At 70.5% G+C, this 23950-nt stretch carries 27 protein-coding genes; 14 read left to right on the top strand and 13 right to left on the bottom strand.

What is annotated here, in order from left to right:
- Positions 1-5: 5 nt before the first annotated feature.
- Positions 6-479 carry a DUF2269 family protein gene (locus ABIE65_RS19950; protein WP_354080178.1) on the top strand — a complete coding sequence of 158 codons (474 nt, stop codon included), beginning with the start codon at positions 6-8 and terminating at the stop codon, positions 477-479.
- 88 nt (positions 480-567) lie between these two features.
- Here ABIE65_RS19950 and ABIE65_RS19945 read toward each other — a convergent pair whose 3' ends face one another.
- Positions 568-1365: a S24 family peptidase gene (locus tag ABIE65_RS19945; RefSeq protein WP_354080177.1), complete on the bottom strand. Its 798-nt coding sequence runs from the start codon at positions 1363-1365 to the stop codon at positions 568-570.
- A gap of 250 nt (positions 1366-1615) precedes the next feature.
- On the opposite strand from ABIE65_RS19945, the gene ABIE65_RS19940 reads away from it, so the two are divergent.
- A complete protein-coding gene (locus ABIE65_RS19940; RefSeq protein WP_354080176.1) occupies positions 1616-2788 on the top strand; it encodes an MFS transporter in 1173 nt (390 codons plus the stop codon).
- 38 nt (positions 2789-2826) lie between these two features.
- Here the strand turns inward: ABIE65_RS19940 and ABIE65_RS19935 are convergent, their stop codons facing one another.
- Together ABIE65_RS19935 and ABIE65_RS19930 are read right to left on the bottom strand one after the other, a co-directional pair.
- Complete coding sequence (locus ABIE65_RS19935) at positions 2827-3927, bottom strand: AbrB family transcriptional regulator (RefSeq protein WP_354080175.1); 1101 nt, start codon at positions 3925-3927, stop codon at positions 2827-2829.
- Positions 3924-4706, bottom strand: coding sequence for an NAD kinase (locus tag ABIE65_RS19930; RefSeq protein ID WP_354080174.1), 783 nt, complete (start codon positions 4704-4706; stop codon positions 3924-3926). The genes ABIE65_RS19935 and ABIE65_RS19930 overlap by 4 nt, the downstream gene beginning before the upstream one ends.
- Before the next feature lie 188 nt (positions 4707-4894).
- Between ABIE65_RS19930 and ABIE65_RS19925 the strand changes: the two genes are divergently transcribed.
- Together ABIE65_RS19925 and ABIE65_RS19920 are read left to right on the top strand one after the other, a co-directional pair.
- Positions 4895-5452, top strand: a complete 558-nt coding sequence (locus tag ABIE65_RS19925) for an Hsp20/alpha crystallin family protein (protein WP_354080173.1) — start codon at positions 4895-4897, stop codon at positions 5450-5452.
- 96 nt (positions 5453-5548) lie between these two features.
- The gene (locus tag ABIE65_RS19920) at positions 5549-6373 is read left to right on the top strand and encodes a universal stress protein (RefSeq protein ID WP_354080172.1); all 825 of its coding nucleotides are present in this window, start codon (positions 5549-5551) and stop codon (positions 6371-6373) included.
- Between the two features lie 55 nt (positions 6374-6428).
- Here the strand turns inward: ABIE65_RS19920 and ABIE65_RS19915 are convergent, their stop codons facing one another.
- Positions 6429-6932 (bottom strand): hypothetical protein, encoded by a 504-nt coding sequence (locus tag ABIE65_RS19915; RefSeq protein WP_354080171.1) that lies wholly within the window; start codon positions 6930-6932, stop codon positions 6429-6431.
- 453 nt (positions 6933-7385) lie between these two features.
- On the opposite strand from ABIE65_RS19915, the gene ABIE65_RS19910 reads away from it, so the two are divergent.
- The gene (locus ABIE65_RS19910) at positions 7386-7874 is read left to right on the top strand and encodes a class I SAM-dependent methyltransferase (protein ID WP_354080170.1); all 489 of its coding nucleotides are present in this window, start codon (positions 7386-7388) and stop codon (positions 7872-7874) included.
- Positions 7875-7893: 19 nt separating this feature from the next.
- Here the strand turns inward: ABIE65_RS19910 and moaA are convergent, their stop codons facing one another.
- Together moaA and ABIE65_RS19900 are read right to left on the bottom strand one after the other, a co-directional pair.
- Complete coding sequence (gene moaA, locus ABIE65_RS19905) at positions 7894-8931, bottom strand: GTP 3',8-cyclase MoaA (RefSeq protein ID WP_354080169.1); 1038 nt, start codon at positions 8929-8931, stop codon at positions 7894-7896.
- A gap of 161 nt (positions 8932-9092) precedes the next feature.
- Complete coding sequence (locus ABIE65_RS19900; RefSeq protein ID WP_354080168.1) at positions 9093-9278, bottom strand: DUF3553 domain-containing protein; 186 nt, start codon at positions 9276-9278, stop codon at positions 9093-9095.
- 113 nt (positions 9279-9391) lie between these two features.
- Between ABIE65_RS19900 and ABIE65_RS19895 the strand changes: the two genes are divergently transcribed.
- The 7 genes from ABIE65_RS19895 (at position 9392) to ABIE65_RS19865 (ending at position 16691) form a co-directional block, all read left to right on the top strand.
- On the top strand, positions 9392-10024 hold the full coding sequence (locus ABIE65_RS19895; protein ID WP_354080167.1) for a histidine phosphotransferase family protein: 633 nt from the start codon (positions 9392-9394) through the stop codon (positions 10022-10024).
- An 83-nt stretch (positions 10025-10107) separates the two neighbouring features.
- Entirely contained in the window at positions 10108-13113 is a 3006-nt protein-coding gene (locus tag ABIE65_RS19890; RefSeq protein WP_354080166.1) for a chemotaxis protein CheW, read from the top strand.
- Positions 13113-13598 (top strand): chemotaxis protein CheW, encoded by a 486-nt coding sequence (locus ABIE65_RS19885; protein WP_354080165.1) that lies wholly within the window; start codon positions 13113-13115, stop codon positions 13596-13598. Before ABIE65_RS19890 ends, ABIE65_RS19885 begins: the two co-directional genes overlap by 1 nt.
- 30 nt (positions 13599-13628) lie before the next feature.
- Positions 13629-13994, top strand: coding sequence for a response regulator (locus ABIE65_RS19880; RefSeq protein WP_354080164.1), 366 nt, complete (start codon positions 13629-13631; stop codon positions 13992-13994).
- Positions 13994-15139: a protein-glutamate methylesterase/protein-glutamine glutaminase gene (locus ABIE65_RS19875; RefSeq protein WP_354080163.1), complete on the top strand. Its 1146-nt coding sequence runs from the start codon at positions 13994-13996 to the stop codon at positions 15137-15139. The genes ABIE65_RS19880 and ABIE65_RS19875 overlap by 1 nt, the downstream gene beginning before the upstream one ends.
- Entirely contained in the window at positions 15136-15972 is an 837-nt protein-coding gene (locus tag ABIE65_RS19870; protein ID WP_354080162.1) for a CheR family methyltransferase, read from the top strand. The genes ABIE65_RS19875 and ABIE65_RS19870 overlap by 4 nt, the downstream gene beginning before the upstream one ends.
- A gap of 188 nt (positions 15973-16160) precedes the next feature.
- Positions 16161-16691 carry a GNAT family N-acetyltransferase gene (locus tag ABIE65_RS19865; protein WP_354080161.1) on the top strand — a complete coding sequence of 177 codons (531 nt, stop codon included), beginning with the start codon at positions 16161-16163 and terminating at the stop codon, positions 16689-16691.
- 18 nt (positions 16692-16709) lie between these two features.
- On the opposite strand, the gene ABIE65_RS19860 is transcribed toward ABIE65_RS19865, so the two are convergent.
- The 4 genes from ABIE65_RS19860 to ABIE65_RS19845 all read right to left on the bottom strand — a co-directional run bounded on the left by ABIE65_RS19860 (position 16710) and on the right by ABIE65_RS19845 (position 19584).
- Positions 16710-17162, bottom strand: coding sequence for a PAS domain-containing protein (locus ABIE65_RS19860; RefSeq protein ID WP_354080160.1), 453 nt, complete (start codon positions 17160-17162; stop codon positions 16710-16712).
- A 37-nt stretch (positions 17163-17199) separates the two neighbouring features.
- A complete protein-coding gene (locus ABIE65_RS19855; RefSeq protein WP_354080159.1) occupies positions 17200-17595 on the bottom strand; it encodes a hypothetical protein in 396 nt (131 codons plus the stop codon).
- Positions 17596-17617: 22 nt separating this feature from the next.
- Positions 17618-19111 carry a CopM family metallochaperone gene (gene copM, locus ABIE65_RS19850; RefSeq protein WP_354080157.1) on the bottom strand — a complete coding sequence of 498 codons (1494 nt, stop codon included), beginning with the start codon at positions 19109-19111 and terminating at the stop codon, positions 17618-17620.
- 77 nt (positions 19112-19188) lie between these two features.
- The gene (locus ABIE65_RS19845; protein WP_354080155.1) at positions 19189-19584 is read right to left on the bottom strand and encodes a group III truncated hemoglobin; all 396 of its coding nucleotides are present in this window, start codon (positions 19582-19584) and stop codon (positions 19189-19191) included.
- A gap of 122 nt (positions 19585-19706) precedes the next feature.
- Between ABIE65_RS19845 and ABIE65_RS19840 the strand changes: the two genes are divergently transcribed.
- Entirely contained in the window at positions 19707-20129 is a 423-nt protein-coding gene (locus ABIE65_RS19840) for an RrF2 family transcriptional regulator (protein WP_354080153.1), read from the top strand.
- 13 nt (positions 20130-20142) lie between these two features.
- Here ABIE65_RS19840 and ABIE65_RS19835 read toward each other — a convergent pair whose 3' ends face one another.
- On the bottom strand, positions 20143-20559 hold the full coding sequence (locus ABIE65_RS19835; RefSeq protein WP_354080152.1) for a winged helix-turn-helix domain-containing protein: 417 nt from the start codon (positions 20557-20559) through the stop codon (positions 20143-20145).
- Positions 20560-20693: 134 nt separating this feature from the next.
- On the opposite strand from ABIE65_RS19835, the gene ABIE65_RS19830 reads away from it, so the two are divergent.
- The gene (locus ABIE65_RS19830; protein WP_354080150.1) at positions 20694-21677 is read left to right on the top strand and encodes an MBL fold metallo-hydrolase; all 984 of its coding nucleotides are present in this window, start codon (positions 20694-20696) and stop codon (positions 21675-21677) included.
- Positions 21678-21747: 70 nt separating this feature from the next.
- On the opposite strand, the gene ABIE65_RS19825 is transcribed toward ABIE65_RS19830, so the two are convergent.
- Together ABIE65_RS19825 and purF are read right to left on the bottom strand one after the other, a co-directional pair.
- Entirely contained in the window at positions 21748-22473 is a 726-nt protein-coding gene (locus ABIE65_RS19825) for an SDR family NAD(P)-dependent oxidoreductase (RefSeq protein WP_354080149.1), read from the bottom strand.
- The gene (gene purF, locus ABIE65_RS19820) at positions 22470-23948 is read right to left on the bottom strand and encodes an amidophosphoribosyltransferase (RefSeq protein WP_354080147.1); all 1479 of its coding nucleotides are present in this window, start codon (positions 23946-23948) and stop codon (positions 22470-22472) included. Before purF ends, ABIE65_RS19825 begins: the two co-directional genes overlap by 4 nt.
- Positions 23949-23950: the final 2 nt, after the last annotated feature.

Genomic DNA, 23950 nt, shown 5'->3' with positions numbered 1-23950 from the left:
CGGGAATGGACGACTGGTTCCTGCCGCTGAAGGCGCTGCACATCGTCGGGGCGGCCGTGCTGCTGGGGACCGGTGCCGGCATCGCCTTCTTCATGGTGATGGCGCACCGGACCCGCGACGCGCGGATCGTGGCGCACACGGCCGGCGTCGTGGTGATCGCCGACATGCTGTTCACCGCGTCGGCCGTGGTCGTGCAGCCCCTGACCGGAGCCGCCCTGGCGCAGCGCGCCGGCTGGCCGCTGCTCGATGGCTGGGTGGCGGCCAGCCTCGGCCTCTATGCCGTGATCGGCCTGTTCTGGCTGCCGGTGGTCTGGATGCAGTGGCGCATGCGCGACCTCGCCCGCGCCGCCGCGGCGGCCGGCGAACCGCTGCCGCCCGCCTATCACGCCCTCTACCGCTGGTGGTTCGCCTTCGGCTTCCCCGCCTTCGCCGCCGTGCTGGGAATCGTCTGGCTGATGGTCGCGAAGCCGGACATTTGAGGAGACACATGCCGTCCGTTATGCGTCAGGGAGCATAAAGTCCACTTGTCGCATCCAGCGCATAAGCCGGCCCCCAGCTGCGGTGCAGCTACAGGCTGCGGCCGTGCCAGACGATGCGCCCCAGGACATGGAGGCGGGCGGCGTCCTGGGGGTGGAGGGCTTCGGCCTGGTAGTGCGGGTCGTCGCTGAGCAGCAGGACGGCGCCGTCGAAGCGGTGCTGCACGCGGCGGACGACGATGCGGTCGTCGACCGCGAAGGCGTAGAGGCCGCCCTGGCCGACGCCGGCGTCGCGCCGGTCGCACAGCGCCAGGTCGCCGGCGCGCAGGGTCGGCTCCATCTCGTCGCCGGCCACCGTGAACAGGACGATGTCGTCGGCACCGCAGCCCAGGCGCTCGGCCAGCCAGCTGGTGCGGAAGGCGACGGCGTCGGTCGCCTGCGGCCAGTCCGCCGGCGGCGCATCGGCTCCGCCGTCACCGCCGCGGTCGACGAGAGGCGGAACGGCATAGTCGGCGAGTGCCGCCGCCGCGAGGATCTCGCCGTCGAGCGACTCCGGCGGGGGCTCGTCCTCTTCGGGCGCCGTTTCCGCGGGGGGCTCGGGCCGCATCATCTCGCCCTCGCCGGACCACAGCCAGTTCAGGTCGACGCCGGCCGCCGCCGCCAGCCGTGCGACGACCACGAAGGACGGCGCACCGCGGCCGCGGGCATGCGCGGCCAGCTGGTCCGCCGGCACCTCGGCGATCTCGGCCGCCTCGGCGGGGCTGTCGAACAGGTCGAGCAGCGCCGCAAAGCGCACGCCGACATCGAGCGGCCAGCTCTGCGCGGCGGCGCCCAGCTGCAGGTAGGGCTCGGCCCGCGGGGCGTCGCCGAATCGCGATGGCGTCTTCATCCGCAGCAGGTAGGGGGCGCGCCGCCCGCTGGCTAGAGGTCGCCGGTCGGAGACCGGCCGCTGGCGAGCGCCGGCCGCTGGCGAGCGGCGGAAGCCGGCGATATCATCCGGCCCGTCGCGTACCGCAGAAGGCGCTTCTGCCGGCGCTGCGAACAGGAGAAGGACAATCTCCCGCCCGAAACGCCCCGCCGCTCCGGCCCTCAGCGAGCCGGAGAGCCCCTATGCCTGGTTCCGCCTGCTGGCCTCGCTGATGCTCAGCACCCTGGGCGGCGTCGGCATGTGGTCGATCGTCGTCGTGCTGCCGGCAGTGCAGGCCGACTTCGGCGTCGACCGGGCGGACGCCTCGCTGCCCTACACGCTGACCATGGTGGGCTTCGTCTTCGGCGGGACGCTGATGGGCTGGCTCGCCGACCGGTTCGGCATCGTGGCGCCGGTCGTCGGCGGCAGCCTCGCGCTGTCGCTGGGCTACGTCCTGGCGAGCCGGGCCGACAGCCTGCTGGAGTTCGCGCTGATCCACGGGGTGCTGATCGGCTTTCTCGGCAGCTCCGCCACCTTCGGGCCGGTCATCGCCGGCGTCTCGCTGTGGTTCGACCGGCGGCGCGGCATCGCGGTCGCCATCGGCGCCAGCGGCGCCTACATGGCGGGCACCGTCTGGCCGCTGGCGATCCAGGGCGTGACCGACGCGCTGGGCTGGCGCGACGCCTATTTCGCCATCGGGATCTTCTGCCTGGTGACGATGCTGCCGCTGGTCCTGGCGCTGCGCCGGCCGCCGCCGCTGCAGCCCGCCGTCGAGGTGTCGCCCGGCGGCTTCACCGGCGAGACGCGGCCGCTCGGCATGCGCCCCAACCTGCTGCAGGGCATGCTGATCCTGGCGGGGATCTCCTGCTGCGTCGCCATGGCGATGCCGCAGGTGCACATCGTGGCGCTGTGTGCCGACCTGGGCTACGGCGCGCAGCGCGGGGCGGAGATGCTGTCGCTGATGCTGGGCTTCGGCATCGTCAGCCGGCTGGCGTCGGGCTGGATCGCCGACCGCATCGGCCCGCTGCCGACGCTGCTGCTGGGCTCGGTGCTGCAGGCTGTGTCGCTGCTGCTCTACATGACCTCGCAGAGCGTCGGCTCGCTCTACGTCGTCTCGGCGCTGTTCGGCCTGTTCCAGGGCGGCATCGTGCTGAGCTACGCGTTGATCGTGCGCCAGTTCTTCCCGGCGGCGCAGGCCGGCACGCGCATCGGCCTCGTCCTGTCGGCGACCCTGGGCGGCATGGCGATCGGCGGCTGGATGTCGGGCGCCATCTACGACCTGACCCTGTCCTACGACGCCGCCTTCCTGAACGGCTTCTTCTGGAACCTGCTGAACATCGCCATCGCCCTGTTCCTGCTGGTCCGCGGCGGGCCGCGGCGGCGCACCGCACCGGCGATGGTCTGAGCGGTCAGTCGGCTCGACCGCTCAGTCGGCTCGACCGCTCAGTCCGCTTCCTGGGGCGAGGGGGTGCGGGGGCGTTTCCAGAAGAGCTGGGACAGCCAGGTGGCGAGGAGGACGACCAGGAAGATGCGCGCCGTGTGGTGGATGGCGACGAAGGCGACCTCGATGCCGAGCGACAGCGCGATCAGGTTCATCTCGGCGAAGCCGCCCGGCGCGTAGGCCAGCAGGATGCCGCGGAAATCGAGACCGGTCGCGGCACCCATGACCAGGGCGAACACGTAGGCCAGGACGACCAGCCCCGCCGTCGTGATCGCCGAAAGCACCATCGGCCGGGCGAGCTGGTTCCAGCCGATGCCGGCGAAGCGCGCGCCTGCGCCGGCGCCGATGATCACCTGGGCGACCGCCAGGATCTCGTAGGGCGGCCGCGCCGCGGTGATGCCGCCGACATGCACGACGGCGCTGAACAGCATCGGGCCGGTCATCTGCCAGGCCGGGAAGCGCAGCCGCTTCGCCACGACGGCGCCGACCACGCCGCAGGCGGCCAGGATGGCGAGGTCGAGCAGCTCGGTGCCGACGATGCTGCCGCCGGAGCCGAGGTCGGCCGGCGGCACGTAGCTGGAGAAGATGCGGAAGGCCGGCGGCAGGATCAGCATCACCATGACGATGCGCGTCGCGTGGATCAGCGCGATCTGGCGCTCGTCGGCGCCCATCGTCGGGCCGATCAGGATCATCTCGCTGAGGCCGCCCGGTGCCGCGGAGAAGAAGGCCGTCGGCCCGTCCATGCCGCCGACGCGCATCAGGAAGAGGGTCGCGAGGCCGCCGCCGACCACGACGAAGACCAGCATGCCCAGCAGCGTCCAGGGCCACGCGCCGATCTGGTCGAGCAGGTGCGGCGTGAAGGCGCTGCCGAGCAGGACGCCGAGGACGATCATCATCACGCGGCGCAAGTCCGGCGGCAGGTAGAGCTTGGCGCCGCCGAGCGCGCTGATCGAGGTGAAGGCCAGCGCCCCAAGCATCCAGGGCAGCGGCGTGTTGAGCCATGTGAACAGCGCGCCGCCGACGGCACCGATGGCGATGGTCTTCAGCAGCAGCGGCATGCGCTGCCGCCAATCGCTCTTGCGCGGGGGGCGCTTTACACTCACGACAGGAACTGCTCCTTCAGGACGCGCTCCTCCAGGTCGTGTTCGGGATCGAACAGGAGGGTCAGGCGGGTGTCGGGGTCGTCGCGCACCTCGACGCGGACGACGTCGCGCACTTCGGTATAGTCGGCGACGGCGCTGACCGGGCGCTTGTCGGCCTCGTTCACCTCGAAGGTGACCTCGGCGCCGCGCGGCAGCAGCGCGCCGCGCCAGCGCCGCGGCCGAAAGGCGCTGATCGGCGTCAGGCACAGCAGCTGGGTGCCGAGCGGCAGGATCGGCCCGTGCGCCGAGAGGTTGTAGGCGGTGCTGCCCGCGGCCGTGGCGACCAGGACGCCGTCGCAGGTGAGTTCGTCCAGGCGCACGACGCCGTCGACGCGGATGCGGATCTTCGCCGTCTGGCGCGTCTCGCGCAGCAGCGAGACCTCGTTGACGGCACGCGCCTCGACCGTGCGTCCGTCGCGGGTGTGGGCCGTCATCAGCAGCGGCGTCAGCACCACCGGCCGGGCGCGCGCCACGCGCTGCACCAGGCCGAGCGGACCGTAGCCGTTCATCAGGAAGCCGACGCTGCCGCGGTGCATGCCGAAGATCGGCTTGCCGCACCCGTCGCGGCCGTTGCTCATGAAGCGGTGGAGCGTTTCCAGCATCAGCCCGTCGCCGCCCAGCGCCACGATCACGTCCGCCTCTTCCGGCGCGACGTGCGGGTAGGCGGCCTCCAACTCGGTCAACGCACGCTGCGCCGCCTCGCTGTCGGCCGCGACGAAGGCGATGCGGGGTTCGGACATGACGATCCGTGCCGGCGACGGGCGGGAGGCGCGAGTATAGCGGAGGGGCGGGGGGATGGTAGCCCCGGGGCGGCCTGCCGGTCGCGGTCAACATTTGATCTAGGACAAGGACCAACGACCGGTTCGCGGCTATCCATTCGCCACCGTCACGGCCAGCGCGCCGCCGACGCCAACGGAGGAGAGCAGCGATGAACGATGTTCCCGCGAAAGCCTCGAGCACATCCCAATCCGAGACCCAGCCGTCGCCGGCAGAGCCCAGGTCCGCCGCGGCACCATTCCCCGCCTTCGCGTCGCTCCGCGAGGAGATGGAGCGCGCCTTCGACGACATCCTGTCGGGCTTCCCGCTGATGCCGTTCGGCCGCCGCGCCATGGAGGTCGAGCCGCGCCGGCGCCTGCCCGGCGTCTTCGGCGGCCAGCTGCCGACGGTCGACGTGGTCGAGCGCGACGGCGAATACTGCATCACCGCCGAACTGCCCGGCAGCGAAGAGAAGGACATCGACGTCTCCCTCGCCGAGGGCATCCTTACCGTGAAGGGCGAGAAGAAGCAGGAGCGCGAGGAGAAGAAGGACAGCTACTACGTGTCCGAGCGGCGCTACGGCTCGTTCCAGCGCTCCTTCCGTGTGCCGGATGACGCCGACGCGGACGGCATCGCCGCCACCTTCAAGAACGGCGTGCTGACGTTGACGCTGCCGAAGAAGCCGGAGGCGAAGCGGGCGGAGAAGAAGATCGCCGTCAAGGCCGCCTGAGTCCGTCTCCTTCGACGGGACGGGGCGCGGCGCACGGGCGCGCGCCCCATCCTGCCGGCCCACCAGAACGCCCGCCCGCATCCGAGGAGACGCAGCATGGCAATCCGCACAATCCTGGTTCACGTCGACGCCGGCCCGGCCTGCGCCCGGCGGGTGGAATTCGCCCTCGCGCTGGCGGCGGAGCACGGGGCGCACCTGGCCGGCCTGCACGTGCGCGACAATGCGAGCCTGCCCTTCTACATCGAGCCCAGCCTGGAATTCATCGAGAAGCAGAAGAGTTGGGCGGCCCGGGAAGCGACCGACGCCAAGGCGATCTTCGACACTGCCGTCGCCCAGGGCGCCCAGGGGCCGACCGAGTGGCGGACGGTGGAGGGCGACGTGCTGCGGACGGTGGCGGCGGCGGCGCGCTGCGCCGACCTCACGGTCGTCGGCCAGCACGACCCCGACGCGCCCGGCTACTTCACGCCGGCGACGCTGGCCGAGGACCTCGTCTTCGCGGCGGGCGGGCCGGTGCTCGTCGTGCCCTATATCGGTGCCGCGCCGAAGCTGCGCCGCGTGCTGATCGGCTGGAACGGCAGCCGCGAGGCGGCGCGCGCGGTGCACGACGCGCTACCGCTGCTGCTGCGGGCCGAGCAGGTGACGGTCCTGTCGATCGCCGCAGCCGGTGCGGACCCGCAGGCGGTGCCGGGCGCCGACCTCTGCCAGGCGCTCGCCCGCCACGACGTGCCGGCCGAGGCGGCGACCACCGTCGCCGCCGGCATCGAGCCGGGCGAACTCCTCCTGTCGGAGGCGGCGTCGGGCTCGGCCGACCTGATCGTCATGGGCGCCTACGGCCGCAGCCGCGCCCGCGAGATGCTCCTCGGCGGCGCCACGCGCAGCGTCCTGCGCCAGATGACCGTGCCGGTGCTGTTCGCGCACTGACCGGGGGCGCCGGGGCAGGGCGCCGCGGGCTGTCCGGCCCGCGGCTGCCGGTGCGTCAGGCGGCCTTGATGTTGGAGCGCTTGACGTGGTCGAGGTTCTTGCCCTCGATTCGGATGAGCTTCGTCATGCCGTCGCGCTTCGGCGAGTGGACCGCGCCGACGTCGTAGACCTGGCAGTCGCCGGGCTGCATCAGGTAGGTCTTGACCGGCTCGACAAGCGTCGGCTGGTCGCCTTCGCCCTTCTTCACGATACGCCAGTCGGTCATCTCGGTGTCGCCCTCGGCGACGCCGTAGATCGCCCAGCTGGAGCCGTGGTCGTGCGGCGCGCCGTGCGCCCCGTTCTCATAGACATGGCCGCAGATGCAGAAGCCCATGTCGGGGTCTTCGTAGAGCACCTTGCGCGGCTTGCACTGTTCGCTGGTCAGGTGCTTGGCGACGAACTCCTTGTCCACCAGCGCCTTGGCCACCAGACCGCAGATCGCCTGCTTGCCGGTCGTGCCGTCGTCGTTCTTCAGGACGCCGCGGATGTCGCTGCTCAGCTGTTCCAAGGTATAGGCCATTCGTCTTCTCCACCGTTCTTCGCGCATCGGCAGGCTGCCCGACACGCCGAGCCAAGCCGGAACGCCGTGACGATAGCCCCGCTGGGACGGCACGGCTAGCCCGGGCCGTCCGTGGCGCCCAGCGTCATCCTTGCAAATCGAAAGGCAGACTTTGAATTTGCAAGGATGACGGGGTGCCATCGCGGTGCCGCTCGTCAGAAGCTCCAGCCCTTCGCCTTCAGGAAGCCCTCGAAGTTCGTGCAGGCGATGCCGAAATGGGCGCAGACGTTGGGGATTTTGGCGCCGTTGGGCTCCGATTCTCCTGGGTTACATCCGGGCCGCTGCAGGTATAACGGCCGCCCTTGTTCCCGTCGGAGGTTCCATCGCATGGGCCTTGGCAAGTCGATCCTTCTGCGGATGTTCGGGCGTCCTCGCGGCCTGCTCGGCCGCATCGGCGGGTGGATCATGGCGCGGATGAACGACGACGCGGGAGCCTGGGCGGTCGGCCTATTGGAAGTCGGGCCGGCCGACCGCGTGCTGGAGATCGGATTTGGTCCAGGCGTGGCGTTGAAGCGGCTATCGGGGTTGGTGACGAAGGGGCGGATAGCCGGCGTCGACGTATCGACGCGCATGATGGCTCAGGCCAAGGCGCGGAACGCGGCCGCGATCCGCCGAGGCCGGGTCGAGCTGCACCGGGGGGTAGCGGAGAGCCTTCCGTTCGCGGAGGCATCGTTCGAGAAAGTCCTGGCGGTCAACTCCGTGCAGGTCTGGAGCGATGCTGCAGCAGGACTGGCGGAGGTGCGGCGGATCCTCGTGCCCGGCGGGCAGGTTGCTCTTTGCTTCACGCGGCACGCGGGGCAGCGCGAGGAGGACATGGTAAAGGCGCTTCGTGAAGCGGGCTTCTCGGCACCGCGGCTGATGCGCGGAGAAAGGGCCTTCTGCGTCCTGGCCACTCGGCCGTAACGCGAAGGCCACTTGGCCCTCACCCCCCCGTCACGCTCATATGCCGCGGTACCGACACGCGGCCGCGGCGGCGGTCGATGATGAAGTCGTGGCCTTTCGGCTTGCGGGCGATGGCGTCGTGGATGGCGGCTTCGAGGGGCGCGTCGGATTCGCTGCTGCGCAGGACGGCGCGGAGGTCGGCAGCGTCTTCCTGGCCGAGGCACATGTAGAGGGTGCCGGTGCAGGTGAGGCGGACGCGGTTGCAGCTTTCGCAGAAATTATGCGTCAGCGGCGTGATGAAGCCGAGGCGGCCGCCGGTCTCGCGCACGGTGGAATAGCGCGCCGGGCCGCCGGTCGTGTAGTCGCTCTCGTCCAGGGTCCAGCTGCGCGCGATGCGGCTGCGCACCATCGAGAGCGGCATGTACTGGTCGAGCCGGTCCTCGCCGATGTCGCCCATCGGCATGACCTCGATGATGACGAGGTCGTAGCCGCGCTCGCCGCACCAGGCGATCATGCGGTCGAACTCGTCCTCGTTGACGCCGCGCAGGGCCACCATGTTGATCTTGATCTTCAGCCCGGCGCGGTCGGCGGCGGCGAGGCCCTCCATCACCTTGTCGAGCCGGCCCCAGCGGGTGATCGCCGCGAACTTGTCGGCGTCGAGCGTGTCGAGCGACACGTTGAGCCGCCGCACGCCGCAGTCGTAGAGCTCGTCGGCGTAGCGCGCGAGCAGGCTGCCGTTGGTGGTGACGGTCAACTCGTCCAGGTTGCCCTCGGCGATGTGCCGGCCCAGGCCGCGGAACAGGCTCATCACGTTGCGACGCACCAGCGGCTCGCCGCCCGTCAGGCGCAGCTTGCGCACGCCCATGCGCACGAAGGTGCCGCACAGCCGCTCCAGTTCCTCCAGCGTCAGCAGGTCCGCCTTGGGCAGGAACGACATGTTCTCCGACATGCAGTAGACGCAGCGGAAGTCGCAGCGGTCGGTGACCGAGACGCGCAGATAGGTGATTGCGCGGCCGAACGGGTCGACCGCCGGCGCGGACTGGGGAATGGCGTGCGGTGTGGCGGTGAGGTCGGTCATGCGCGTCCCTGATGCTCTGCCCGGCGGGTGGAGGGTTCGGGTCGGATCAGGAGAATATAGGGGCGCCGCGGGCGGATGTCGCCCCCGCGGGCAAGCGGCAGGGGGTGGACGCGCCGCATGGCGCGCGGCGGGTGGACGTCGCCGCGGCGCTGGTCGCGAGCCTAGCGCCGGCGCGGGTCGTCGCCGACGATCTCCAGGTCGACGCGATCGGCGTTCAGGACGACCTTGCCCTCGTGCTCGAAGTTCACGGTCACCCGCGCGCCGATCGACGACTGCACCTGGCCCAATCCCCAGTCGGGCCGTGCCGGGTGGCGCACGATCATACCGGGCGTGAGAAAGGACGGCATTGTGGTACGTCCGAGCATAACGGTGGGGGCGAAGGGGTTTGCGTCGGGTCGGGCATAGAACCTAGTCTAGGCGCAGGCGCCGGATGGCGCGACCGGATGCAGGAGGCACCATCTTGGCGACCGACATCGACATGCGGGTCCTGGAACTCGTCTGCTCGCGCCTGTGTCACGACCTGGTCGGCCCGGTCGGTGCCGTGAACAACGGCATCGAGCTGCTGGAGGATTTCGACCCGTCGATGGCCGACGACGTGCTGCCGCTGCTGCAGAACAGCGCGCGGCAGGCCTGGCGGCGGCTGGACTTCTTCCGCCTGGCGTTCGGTGCGGCGGGTGGCCGAGACAGTTGGGCGATGGCCGAACTCGGGCGCTGCGCCGCCGGCTGGTTCGAAGGCGGGAAAGTGGCGCTCGACTGGCCCAACGACCCGCGTACCCAGGGCGTTGAACTGGAGGCGACGCGCGCCAAGCTGCTGCTGCACCTGACGCTGATCGCCGGCGAGGCGCTGCCGCGCGGCGGCACGGTCGCGATCGTCGCCGACGGTGGGCCGGTCCCGACGGTGACGGCGGACGGGCGCGGCGCCGCCCTGCATCCCCAGGTGGACGCGGCGCTGCGGGGTGCCGCCGTCGAGGAGCTGGACGCGCGTTCCATCCAGGCGCACGTGGCGATCCTGATGGCGGGCCGAGCCGGCGTCGACATCGTCGTCGAGCCCGGCGCGGACAAGTTGTCCCTGCGCAGCCGGGCCGCCGCATAGCATGCTTTACGGCCTCTTCACACCTTGAGGTTACGGTCCACGAAGGTTCCCCCGAGAGGGGAGAGCAAACGTGGAGCGCATAGATGGACGACCTGCTCGGGGAATTCCTAACCGAGACTGCGGAAGGGCTGGCCGAACTCGATACCGAGCTGGTCAGGCTCGAGCGGAACCCGAACGATCCGAATCTTCTGGGGAAGATCTTCCGGATCGTCCATACGATCAAGGGCACCTGCGGCTTCCTCGACCTGCCGCGCCTGGAGCGGCTCGGCCACGCCGCCGAGAACGTGCTCGGCAAGTATCGTGACGGGGAGCTGTCGGTCTCGGCCGATTCGGTGACGCTGATCCTGCGCACCCTCGACCAGTTCAAGACCATCCTGGGTGCACTGGAGCAGACCGGCGCCGAGCCCGACGGCGACGACGGCGCGCTGATCGACGAACTGAACCGCACCGCCGACGGCGAAGCGCCCGTCTGCCCTCACGCCGCGGCCTACGCCGCCCCCTCTGTCGCGGCCCCCTCGGCCGCTCCCAAGGCCGCCGCAGAGCCTGCGCCGTCCTCCGAGGACGGCAGCCTGTTCGAGCGCATCGGCGGCATGCCGGCGATCGAGGCTGCAGTCGATTCCTTCTATGCCAAGGTCATCCGCGACCCGCGGCTTTCGCCCTTCTTCGAGCACACGATCCTCGAAGTGCAGAAGGCGATGCTGCGCGACTGGCTCGCCCGCGGCTTCGGTGGCCCCAACGACTATGCCGGCGGCGACCTGGCCCAGGCGCATGCGAGCCTGGCCGGCCAGCTGAACGACTCGCATTTCGACGCGTGGATCGGCCATCTCGTCGATGCGGTGCGTGAGATGGGTACCGCCGAGGCGGTGATCGACGACGTTCTGGGCGTGCTGGAAGGCGTCCGCCGCGACATCGTTCCCGCCCCGATCGCCGCTGTCACGAGCGCCGGCGCGCCCCAGGCGCCCGCCGCAGCGGCGACCGCGCCTGCCGCAGCGGCCGCCAGGGTCGAGGCGCCGCGCGCCGACGACCATCCGGTCGAGTTGAACGCCGCGAACCAGTCGATCCGCGTCGGCGTCAGCGTCCTGGAAAACCTGATGACCATCGTCAGCGAGCTGGTGCTGACCCGCAACCAGCTGCTCCAGATGGTGCGGACCCGCGAGGACAGCGAGTTCGCCACGCCGCTGCAGCGCCTCAACCAGATCACGTCGGAGCTGCAGGAAGGCGTCATGAAGACGCGCATGCAGCCGATCGGCAACGCCTGGTCGAAGCTGCCGCGCATCGTCCGCGACATCGCGCAGGACCTGGGCAAGAAGATCGAGCTGGAGCAGACCGGCGCGGAGACCGAGCTGGACCGCCAGGTGCTGGAGCTGATCAAGGATCCGCTCACCCACATGGTGCGCAACTCGCTCGACCACGGCATCGAGCGGCCGGAAGAGCGGCGCGCCGCCGGCAAGCCGGAGACCGGCCGCATCCGCCTGCAGGCCTGGCACGAAGGCGGCCACATCATCCTGCGCATCGCCGACGACGGGCGCGGCCTGTCGATCGCCAAGATCCGCGAGAAGATCGTCAAGAACGGCCTCGCCAGCGCCGCCGAGGTCGAGCAGATGCCCGACCACGTGGCGCAGCAGTACATCTTCGCAGCCGGCTTCTCGACCGCCGAGCAGGTGACCAACGTCTCCGGCCGCGGCGTCGGCATGGACGTGGTGCGCTCGAACATCGAGAAGATCGGCGGCTCGATCGAGATGAACTCGGTCGTCGGCAAGGGCACCGAGTTCAACATCAAGATCCCGCTGACCCTCGCCATCGTCGCCTCGCTGATCGTCGAGTGCGCCGGCCAGCGCTTCGCCATCCCGCAGCTCAGCGTGCTGGAACTCGTCCGGTCCTCCAAGACCAGCGAGCACCGCATCGAGACCCTGGACCACACGCCGGTGCTGCGCCTGCGCGACCGCCTGCTGCCGCTCGTCTCGCTGCGTGAACTGCTCGAACTGGGCGAGATGGAGGACGGCGAGCAGGACGTCTTCATCGTCGTCAGCCAGGTCGGGACCTACACCTTCGGCATCATGGTCGACCGGGTCTTCGACACCGAGGAGATCGTGGTGAAGCCGATGGCGCCGATGCTGCGCGACAACCCGGTCTTCTCCGGCAACACCATCCTGGGTGACGGCAGCGTCGTGATGATCCTTGATCCCAACGGCATCGCCTCGCGGCGCGGCCAGGCGAAGGCGGGCGACCGCGACGCCGGCATGGTCGCGGCCCACGCGGCCGGCGGCGACGAAAAGGTTGCCCTGCTGCTGTTCCGCAGCGCCGGTGCCACCCCGAAGGCGGTCCCGCTGTCCCTCGTGGCGCGGCTGGAGGAGATCGACGTCACGGCCATCGAGTATGCCGACGGCCGCCCGGTGGTGCAGTATCGGGGCACACTGATGCCGCTGGTCGGCACCGCCGGCGAGGTGCGCTTCGCCGAGACCGGCCGCCAGCCGGTCATCGTCTTCACCGACCGCGACCGCACGATGGGCCTCGTCGTCGACGAGATCCTCGACATCGCCGAGGAGGTGCTCGACTTCCAGCTCGACGGCCAGTCGAGCAGCGGGACGATGGGCACCGCCGTGATCAACGGCAAGGCGACCGAGGTCATCGACCTGGGCTGGTACCTGTCGCAGACCTTCGCCGACTGGTTCGGCACCAAGGCCGGTTCGGCCGCCAAGTCCGACGGCCAGCGCCGCGTGCTGCTGGTCGACGACAGCGCCTTCTTCCGCAACATGCTGTCGCCGCTGCTGAAGCGGGCCGGCTACGAGGTCACCAGCGTCGAGAGCGCGGACCGCGCGATGGCACTGCACGACCGCGGCCAGGACTTCGACGTCATCATCAGCGACATCGACATGCCCGGGATGGACGGCTTCGGCTTCGCCGAGGCGGCCCGGCGCAGCGACCGCTGGCAGGACACGCCGATGGTGGCGCTCTCCGCCAAGGTGTCGCCCGGCGACATCGACCGCGGCCGCCAGGTCGGCTTCACCGACTACGTTCCCAAGTTCGACCGTGACGGACTGCTCGAGACCCTGTCGCAGTCCCTCACCCTCACGCGAGGTGCCGCCTGATGAGCCCGGCATACATCAAGAAGGACGACGCGGCGGCGGACGCCGCCTCGGGCCACCTGATCACCGTCACCGTGGGCGGCCAGCTGTTCGGCATCCCCGTGCTGCATGCCCAGGACGTCCTGAACCCGCAGCGCATCGTGCGCATCCCGCTGGCGCCGAAGGCGATCGCTGGTTCGCTGAACCTGCGCGGCCGGATCGTCACCGCCATCGACCTGCGCAGCTGCCTGGGCCTGCCGCCCTGCGCCGAGCCCAGCAAGAGCATGAGCGTCGTGACCGAGCGCGAGGGCGAGCTCTACAGCCTGCTCGTCGACTCGGTCGGCGAGGTGATGACCCTGTCGCCCGACAGCTTCGAAGCGACGCCGCCGACGCTGCGCCAGCTCTGGCGCGAGGTCTGCGACGGGATCTACCGCCTGGACGGCCAGCTGCTGCTGGTCCTGAACGTCGCCCGCGTGCTCGACGGCATCCGCACGGCTGAAGCGGCCTGAGCACCTGAAAGCGAGATGCCGGAGGAAATGATGAAGACCTGTCTCGTCGTCGACGACTCCAAGGTCGTCCGCATGGTTGCCCGCAAGATCCTCGAAGGCCTCGAGTTCGAGGTCGAGGAGGCGGAGGACGGCAAGGTGGCGCTGGCGAAGTGCGTGGCGCACATGCCCGATGCGGTGCTGCTCGACTGGAACATGCCGGTGATGAACGGCATCGACTTCCTGCGCCGGCTGCGCCGCGTCAACGGCGGCGCCGAGCCGATCGTCGTCTTCTGCACGACCGAGAAGGACTTCAGCTTCATCCAGGAAGCGCTGGCGGCGGGCGCCAACGAATACATCATGAAGCCCTTCGACAAGGAAATCGTCGAAGCGAAGTTCGAGCAGGCGGGACTGCTCTGATGGCCGCCGCAGAGCCGCGGCGGGCCACGGCCCCGCCTGGACGGGCGGAGTCCCCCTATCGTGTCATGGTGGTCGAGGACTCCCTCGTCATCCGCGGCTTGATCGCCCGCATCCTCGAGGCCGACCCGCGCATCGCCGTCGTCACCACGGTCGCCAACGGCGAGCTGGCCATCAAGGCGCTCGACCGCAACGAGGTCGAGGTCGTGGTGCTCGACATCGAGATGCCGGTGATGGACGGGCTGACGGCGCTGCCGCTGCTGATCCGCAAGGACCCCAACCTGCAGATCATCATGGCGTCGACGCTGACCCGGAAGAACGCCGAAGTCAGCATCCGCGCCCTGTCGGCCGGTGCCGCCGACTATGTCGCCAAGCCGACGACGTCGCGCGAGGTGAACACCGCCGACGACTTCCGCCGCGACCTGACCGAGAAGGTGCTGACGCTCGGCGCCCGGCGGCGCCAGCGGGTGCCGGCTTCCGCCGCGCCGACGCCCGGCAGGGTGGCGGCGGTGCCGAAGCAGGCCGCGGCGCCCGCGGCGCCGGTGCTGCGTCCCACCCAGTGGCTGCGGCCGCCGACGGTCATCGGCATCGGCAGCTCGACCGGCGGGCCGCAGGCGCTGCTGAAGGTCCTGGGCGGCTTGGCGCCGATGCGCCAGCCGATCCTGATCACCCAGCACATGCCGGCGACCTTCACGACCATCCTGGCCGAGCATATCGGCCGCGTCGCCTCGATGCCCTGCGCCGAGGCGGTCGACGGCGAGCCGGTGGCCGGCGGGCGGATCTATCTCGCCCCGGGCGACCACCACATGAGCGTGGTGGCGCGCGACGGCGGCCGCTTCATCAAGCTCGACCAGGGCCCGCGCGAGAATTTCTGCCGACCGTCGGTCGACCCGATGCTGCGCAGCATGTCCGCGGTCTGGGGCGACGGCGTCCTCGCGGTGATCCTGACCGGCATGGGCAGCGACGGCCTCGGCGGCTGCCGCACGGTCGTGCAGGCGGGCGGCAAGGTGCTGGCCCAGGACGAGGCGACCAGCGTCGTCTGGGGTATGCCCGGCGCCGTGGCGCGCGCGGGCGTGTGCAGCGAGATCCTCGCACTTTCAGAAATGGGACCGCGTCTGGCGCGGATCGCGGGCGGAGCAGAACGATGACGCCGCAGGAATTCGACTTCGTCGCAAAGCTCGTCCGCAAGGAATGCGGGCTCGTCCTGTCGGCCGACAAGGCCTACCTGGTCGAAAGCCGCCTGGCCCCGATCGCCCGCAAACAGGGTTGCGGCACCGCCGACGCCTTCGTGCGCGAACTGATGAAGGACACGCGCGCCGACCGGGTGCGCGAGGTCGTCGAGGCGATGGTCACGAACGAAACCTTCTTCTTTCGCGACAAGAAGCCCTTCGACCAGTTCAAGGACTACGTCCTGCCCGCGCTGCTGAAGGCCCGGGCGGCCCGCAAGCAGATCCGCATCTGGTGCGCGGCCAGCTCGACCGGCCAGGAGCCCTACTCGATCGCCATGCTCTGCAAGGAGGCCGCGGCACAGCTCGCCGGCTGGCGGGTCGAGATCCTGGCGACGGACGTCTCCAACGAGGTGCTCCGCATCGCCAAGGAGGGAGTCTACTCGCAGTTCGAGGTGCAGCGCGGCCTGCCGATCCAGCTGCTGGTGAAGTACTTCGTCCAGCAGGGCGACAAGTGGCAGCTGAAGCCCGAGATCCGCTCGATGGTCAGCTACCGGCCGTTCAACCTGCTGACCGACCCGGCCTCGCTCGGCAGCTTCGACGTGGTCTTCTGCCGCAACGTCCTGATCTACTTCGATACGGACACGAAGACGCGCATTCTCGACGGCATCGCCAAGGTGCTCGCCGCGGACGGCCACCTCTATCTCGGCGGTGCCGAGACGGTGCTCGGCATCAGCAGCCGGTTCCAGCCGGTGCCCGCCCAGCGCGGCCTCTACGCCGTCGTCGATCCGGGCGCCATGCGCGCGGCGGGGTAGCCCCGCCCACGCTTCGTCCACATCGGTCGGGGGCGGATGCCCGGGCCGCACCGGCGCCGCGAGGCCGCCGTGCGCGCCCGGGTTTTCCGTCTCGGGCCAGCCCGCATGCTGTCGCGCATGCCGATCGAGAGCGTCCCGCGCGGCCCGCGGCTGCGCTATACCGTCCACCGGACACGGCGGAGGACGGCATGCAGATCCGCGACGCGGGCGAAGGCGACATCGACGGGATCACGGCGATCTACAACGACGCCGTCGCCAATACCACCGCGATCTGGAACGAGACGGTGGTCGACGCGGCGAACCGCGCGGCGTGGCTCGCCGACCGGCGGTGCCAGGGCTATCCCGTGCTGGTCGCAGTCGACGACGACGGCACCGTGCTGGGCTACGCCTCGTTCGGCGACTGGCGCGCCTTCGACGGCTACCGCCACACGGTGGAGCACTCGGTCTATGTGCGCGGCGACCGGCGCCGGGGCGGGGTCGGCCGGGCGCTGATGGTGGCGCTGATCGCCCGCGCCCGCGCGCTCGGCAAGCACGTGATGGTCGGCGGTATCGAGGCGGGCAACGCCCCGTCGATCCGCCTGCACGAGACGCTGGGCTTCGAGCGCGTCGGGCTGTTGCCCCAGGCCGGCGCGAAGTTCGGCCGCTGGCTCGATCTCGCTTTCCTGCAGCTCATCCTCGACGACCGCACCGACCCGGACGCGCCGCCCGCTGCCGGATGATGCCGCGGGCCCACGCGTTCAGCCGCGGCCGGACGCCTGGCGCCGCAGCGCCTTCACCTCCTCGAAGCGGGCGGTGTTGTCGCGCATGATCGCGGCGATGCCGTCGACCCCGCCGTCCCCGGCGTGCAGCATGGCGATGGTGAACTCCACCGAGAGGCGGCGGCCGTCCTTGTGCAGGGCGGGGACACTCAGGACGTCGCCGGCACCGTAGCGGCTGCGGCCCGTCTCCATCACCGTGGCGTAGCCGCTCCAGTGAACCGCGCGCTGGCGCTCCGGGATGATGATGTCGAGCGACCGGCCGACCGCCTCGGCGGCGGCGAAGCCGAACAGCCGCTCCGCCGCCGCGTTCCAGAAGCGGATGATGCCTTCGCGATCGGAGAAGACGACGGCGTCGGGTCCGTGGAGCAGGGCCTGCGCGAGGCGTGCGGCGTCCGGGGCGGAGAGCGTGTCGGGGGGCGTATCGGTGGGCATGGTTCGGCCTGCCTTGGTCGTTGGGTGGAAGGTTTCCTCATGGTGTCGCGTCGTCTGCCGCGGCCAGGCGCCGGCGCAGCGCCTCCAGGCCGTCGCGCACCGGGGACGGCTGGATGCGCATCAGGGTTTCGTCCAGCAGTGCCGCTCCGCGGCGCTTCGCCTCGGCCGAGAGGCCGTCAATGCGCGGTGCCGTGCCGTGCCGCAGCGCCGCGCACAGGCGTCCCGCGACAACGCCGCCGCCGCTGGCGACGAGGCCCTCGATCCGCGACAGCAGGTCGTCCAGTTCGGCGGCGCCCATATAGCCCAGATATTCCGGTGCCAGTTCGTGCATGAAGCAGGGCGGCGAGCTGAAGCCCTCCGCTTCCTGCCCGTCTTCTCCGCGCCCGTCTTTCCCGCGCTCCTCGCCGGGCCGGTGTGTGCGGTCCTTCGCCATCTTCGTCCTCCCTGCTGCGGGATCAGTCCGATGCGGGCGCGATGCCGCGCTCGCGCAGCCACTCGCGCATGGCGTCGATCTCGCGCCGCTGCTCCTCGATGATGTGCAGCGCCAGCTCCCGGTTCGCGGGGTCGCTGCCATAGCGCAACTGCACCTCCGCCATCTCCACCGCGGCCTGGTGATGCGGGATCATGCCGCGCACGAAGTCGATGTCGGGGTCGCCGGAGGCGGCGGCCTCCGCCATGGCGGCGTGCATCCTGTCCATGATCACGCGGTTTTCCGCCATTGCGCGGTCGGTGGCGCGATCGCCCGGGCGGCGCGCGGCGGGTGCGGCACGGCCGGCATCGACCCCGATGCTGGCCAGGGCCTGCGGGCCGTGCGGGTGCTCGGCGCTGTAGGAGTGGGTCGCCCGCTCCGGCAGTGCGGCGACGGCCACGCCGCCGATTCCGTACAGCGCCATGTGCAGCCCCCAATAGCCGGCGACGAAGACTGCCAGTGCTGCGGCCAGTCCGCCCGGCACGCCGGCGAAGGAGCGGCGCAGCGACGGCAGGACGTGGAGGTCGCGCGTGTGGTCGGCGGCGATGGCGACGATGATCGCCATGATCAGCGCGTGGCCGATCAGGTCGATCCGGCCGAACGGATAGACGGCGGCGTTGAAGATGACGAAGAGCGCCACCGCCGACATCCGGCGCACCAGCGGCGTCCAGAGCAGGCCGAAGCCCATGGTGAACTCCGCCACGCCGGCCATCGGGATGAAGACGTCGCGCGGCATGCCGAAGGTGAGGAACGGCTTCTCCTCGACCAGCGGATAGAACCAGTCCGGGTAGGCGAACTTCTCCAGGCTCGACCACATCAGCGCGATCGCCACGCCCCAGCGCAGCACCTCGAACCGGTGCCGGCGCCATTCAGGCCTGTCCGACGCGGCCAGGACCAGATAGGCGGCGACGGCGACGCCGAGCGCCAGGTAGTCGAGCAGGTGGAAGATGTCGTAGTCGCGCAGCGCGAGCACCCACAGGCCGATGATCCCGACGGCCGACAACGGCATCGTCCGGCGCGAGAACAGGCCCGCGGCGATCAGCAGCTGCAGCCAGGAGACCCACTCCGCCGGGGTCTTCAGGTCGGGGGTCAGGTAGACGCCGCCGACCGCGAAGACGGCGACGAAGAAGGCCGCGATGACCACGCGCAGGAAATCGTCGAGCCGCCGCCAGAGCGGGTCGGTGACCCGGTCCATGCCGGCCAGGATCGCGGTGCCGGCGCCGGTGCGCTCGACGGCGCGCGTCGCCAGGAAGAAGCCGAGGACGAGTGCGAGGGCCAGCCAGAACCAGCTATTGGCCAGCGTGTCTCCGACGGGCGCCGGTGCGGCGCCGACGATGTAGGGCGCGAACCACTTCACGTGCGCGGAAGCTGCAGCCGGCCACAGCAGGGTGGACATCGCGGCGGTCGCCGCGGCGGCGAGCGGAAGGGCGTCGGCGCCCGCGCGCCGGCCGGGATCCGCGTCTGTACGATGCTCGCTCATGGGAACTCTCTGTTACGCCGGCGCCGGTCCCCACCAGGCACGGGAGCGGCAGCGCGGATCGCGGTGTTTTATGGGCTTCAGGGTCGCGCGGGCCTGCGGCCCGGGCGGAAGAACAGGGCGAGCTGCAGGCTTTCGGCGATGCGCTCCGCCCGCGCCTGCAGCAGCGCGGCGGCGGCCGGCGCCATCGTCTCGGCGGTCGCCCCGCGCCATAGCGCCAGCCACCGCTCGAACATCGCCGGGCTCAGGCGCCCGGCATGCCGGGCATGCGCCGTCATCGGGTTGCCGGTGTAGCGCCCGGTGCGGAGCACGACCGACGACCAGAAGGCGGCCAGCTTCTCCAGGTGCGGCGGCCAGTCGTCCACCGCGTCCTCGAAAACGGGGCCGAGCATCGCGTCCGCCCGTACCCGCTCGTAGAACCGGTCCACCAGCCGCTTCAGTCCGGCTTCGTCGATGTCCGTCGCGTCCGCTTCCATGGCGCTCGTCCGATCAAGGTCGACCAATCATGTACAGCTGGTACATATATAGCGGCTCGCCAAAGATGTATAGAAAGAGCATATATCGACGTGGCGGCGCGATGCCGCAGCGGGGACGACGGATGCGGCTGACGCGCTACACCGACTATGCGATGCGGGTGCTGCTCTATCTGGGCGCGAAGCCGGACGCGCTCTGCTCGATCGCCGAGATCGCGCGCGCCTACGGCATCTCGCAGAACCACCTGATGAAGGTCGTGAACGACCTCGGCCGTGCCGGCTACGTGACCAGCGCGCGCGGCCGCTTCGGCGGCGTGCGCCTCGCCCGTCCGGCGGCGGAGATCAACGTGGGCGAGGTGGTGCGCCGCATGGAGGACGATTTCGCCCTGGTGGACTGCGCCACCTGCATCCTCGCCCCCGGCTGCGGCCTCGCCTGCGTGCTGGCCGAGGCGCTGGCCGCCTTCATGGCGGTGCTCGACCGCCACAGCCTCGCCGACCTGCTGGCGAAGCGGGAACTGGCGGACGCCTTCGGACTGCAGCCCGCTTGACGGGCCGGCGACTTCAGCCGCTCCGCTCGGCGGCCGCCCGCAACGCGTTCAGGTGCAGGCCGGCGGCCTGTTCGGCCTTGCTCTCGATGGCACGGTAATGCGCGACCAACTCGCTGCCGAACGGGGTGAGGGCGGCGCCGCCGCCGGCGCGCCCGCCCATCTGCGTCGACACGACCGGCTTGCCGAAACAGCGGTTCAGCTCGTCGACCAGGGCCCAGGCGCGCTTGTAGGACATGTTCATCGACCGCCCCGCGGCGGAGATCGAGCCCAGCGCCCCGATCTGCTCCAGCAGCCTGATCTTTCCGGGACCGATGCGTCCATGGTCGTCGATGTCGACGCGAAGGCTGAGGCTGATCATGGCGATGCCAGTCCGGCGGGCGGTGTGCTGCGGTCGGACGGCAGTGTAGCGCGGCGGGGCGGGCAGGGGCACGGGATTGTCCCTCCGGGAAACGCGTGCCGGTCCGCCTGTCGGAGCGATCGGTCGTCATCGCGATCGTGTCGTACGGGACGCGCCGGGCCTCGATGAATAAGATCGCGGCCGCCCGAACGCCCGACGGACGCGAGATGCCGACATCGAATTCCTACTACAGCGGTCCGGTGTCGGATCATTTCGACGGCGTACGTTTCTTCAATCCGGGCGAGCCCGGCACCGATCGCCGGCTGCGCGACCTGCTGCGCTGGCGGCGGACCGCGCCGGACAATCCCTGGCCGAAGAACGTCCCGGTCCGGCCGACCAAACCGGATGTGCGGGTGGATGGTCTGCGGGTCACGATGGTCGGTCATGCGACGCTGCTGATCCAGGTCGCGGGTCTCAACATCCTCACCGATCCGGTCTGGTCGGATCGCGCCAGTCCGGTCGGCTTCGCCGGGCCGAAGCGCGCGGCGGCTCCCGGCATCGCGCTCGGCGATCTCCCGCCGATCGACGCGATCCTGCTGTCGCACAATCACTACGACCATCTGGACATCGCGACCCTGCGTACCCTCCAAGCCGGGCACGCGCCCCTGATCGTGACGCCGCTCGGCAACGACGCCATCGTCCGTCGCCGCCTGCCCGCAGCGCGGATCGAGGCGCGGGACTGGGGCGGCCGCGTGTCGATCGCTCCCCGGGCGGAGGTGCACGTCGTCCCGGCGAACCACTGGTCGTCGCGGGGTCTGCGGGACCGCCGCATGGCGCTATGGGGCGGCTTCATGCTCCGCGCGGCGACGAAGCTGGTCTATTTCGCCGGCGATACCGGCTACGGCACGGGCAGCATCTTCCGCAGGATGCGGGCCGCGTTCGGGTCGCCCGATCTCGCCCTGCTGCCGATCGGCGCCTACGATCCGCGGTGGTTCATGGCGGCACAGCACGTCGATCCCGACGAGGCGGTCCAGATCCTGTGCGACCTGGATGCGCGCGCGGCGCTCGGCACTCACTGGGGCGTCTTCAAGCTGACCGACGAGGCGCGGGACGACCCCGCCAAGCGTCTGTCATCGGCGCTCCGGGCGCGCGGTATCCACGAGAGCCGCTTTGACGCGATGAGCCCCGGCGACGTCAGGCAGTATTCTTGAGGGTGCCGGCGCAATGGTGGGCCGCCCCTGCCGGTGATCCATCGATGCGGAGGCGGCGCCTCGGCAACGTTCAGCGCACCCACACCACCTCGCCGTGGATCGTGCAGTCGGGGGCGGCGAGGTCGAGCATGGCGTCGGTCAGCGCCTCGGGCGGGCGGAGCGACATCGGGTCTTCGCCGGGGAAGGCGTCGGCGCGCATGCGGGTCCGCACGGCCCCCGGGTCGACCGTGTTGATGCGGAGCGGCGTCTTGACGCTCTCGGCCGCCCAGCAGGAGACGAGGGCCTCCAGCGCGGCCTTGGAGGCGGCGTAGGCGCCCCAGTAGGCCATGCCGCCGCGGGCCGCACCGGAACTGACGAAGATCGCCCGGCCGGCGTCCGAGGCGCGCAGCAGCGGGTCGAAGGCCCGGATCAGGCGGTAGTTGGCGGTGACGTTCACGTCCATCACCTCGTTCCACACCTTCGGCTCCAGGTGCGGCACGGGTGTCAGCACCCCGAGCGCGCCGGCGTTGCCGACCAGGATGTCGAGGCGACGGAAGCGCTCGAAGATCGCGACCGAGAGCTGCTCGATCGTCTCCGGCTTGCGCAGGTCGAGCGGCACGCCCGTGGCGCTGCCGCCGGCCGCGGCGATGCGGTCGTAGACCTCTTCGAGGCCGCCCTGGGTGCGCGCCACCAGATAGACGTGCGCGCCTTCGGCCGCATAGCGTTCGGCGATGGCGGCGCCGATGCCGCGCGACGCGCCCGTGACCAGGGCGACGCGGCCCGCGAGGCGGCCCCCGTTCTTCGTCCCCTCGCTCATCCTGCGACGGCCTCGACGAGATGGATGCCGCGGGCGCGCTCCGCGGCCGCATGGTCGATCAGGCCGATGGGATAGTCCCCCGTGAAGCAGGCATCGCAGAAGCCGGGCCGCACCGGATCGCGGCCGGCGACGCCGAGCGCCCGGTAGAGTCCGTCGATCGAGATGAAGGCGAGGCTGTCGGCGCCGATGATCTTCGCCATCTCCGCCGTGTCGTAGCGCGCCGCCAGCAGCTTCTCGCGGTCCGGCGTGTCGATGCCGTAGAAGCAGGAATGGGTGGTCGGCGGGCTGGAGATGCGCATGTGCACCTCCCTGGCGCCGGCGGCGCGGACCATCTCGACGATCTTCCGCGAGGTGGTGCCGCGCACGATGCTGTCGTCGACGAGGATGACGCGCTTGCCCTCGATGTGCACCCGGTTGGCGTTGTGCTTCAGCTTCACGCCGAGATTGCGGATCGAGTCGGTCGGCTCGATGAAGGTGCGGCCGACATAGTGGTTGCGGATGATGCCGAGTTCGAACGGGATGCCCGCGGCGCCGGCGTAGCCGATCGCCGCCGGCACGCCCGAGTCGGGCACCGGCACGACCACGTCCGCCTCGACGCCGCTCTCGCGCGAGAGTTCGACGCCGATGCGCTTGCGCGCGTCGTAGACGCTGCGGCCCTCGATCACGCTGTCGGGGCGGGCGAAGTAGATGTACTCGAAGACGCAGGGGCGCGGCGGCACCTGGTCGAACGGGCGCAGGCTGCGCAGCCCGTCGCCGTCGACGACCACCATCTCGCCCGGCTCGATGTCCCGCACCAGTTCGGCGCCGATGATGTCGAGGGCACAGGTCTCGGACGTCAGGATCCAGGCGTCGCCGAGCCGGCCGAGGACCAGCGGGCGCACGCCGAAGGGATCGCGCACGCCGATCAGCTTCTTCTGGGTGAGGGCGACCAGAGAATAGGCGCCCTCCACCTTGCGCAGCGCGTCGGTGATGCGGTCGATCACGTTGCCGGCATGGCTGCGCGCGATCAGGTGGACGATGATCTCGGTGTCCGTCGTCGACTGGAACAGCGAGCCCTGGCGGACCAGATCCTTGCGCACCGCGACCGCGTTGGTGAGGTTGCCGTTGTGCGCCACGGCCAGCCCGCCGAACGCGAAGTCGGCATAGAGCGGCTGCACGTTGCGCAGCAGCACGTCGCCGGTCGTGGCGTAGCGGTTGTGGCCGATGGCGGCATAGCCGGGCAGCTTCTTGATCGTCTCCTCGTCGCCGAAATTGTCGGCGACGTGGCCCAGGCCGCGATGCGAGTGGAAGCCGGCGCCGTCGAAGCTGACGACCCCCGCCGCCGCCTGGCCGCGGTGCTGCAGCGCGTGCAGGCCAAGCGCCACGTGCGCCGATGCGTCATCGTGCCCGTAGATCCCGAACACGCCGCACTCCTCGTGCAGCTTGTCGTCGTCGAACGGGTTGGTGGTGGCGACTGCTTCCAAGACGGCGTCCATGG

This window comes from Constrictibacter sp. MBR-5, assembly GCF_040549485.1.
In the GTDB taxonomy this organism is placed as follows: domain Bacteria; phylum Pseudomonadota; class Alphaproteobacteria; order JAJUGE01; family JAJUGE01; genus Constrictibacter.
This window is presented reverse-complemented; position numbering and strand designations above follow the sequence as displayed.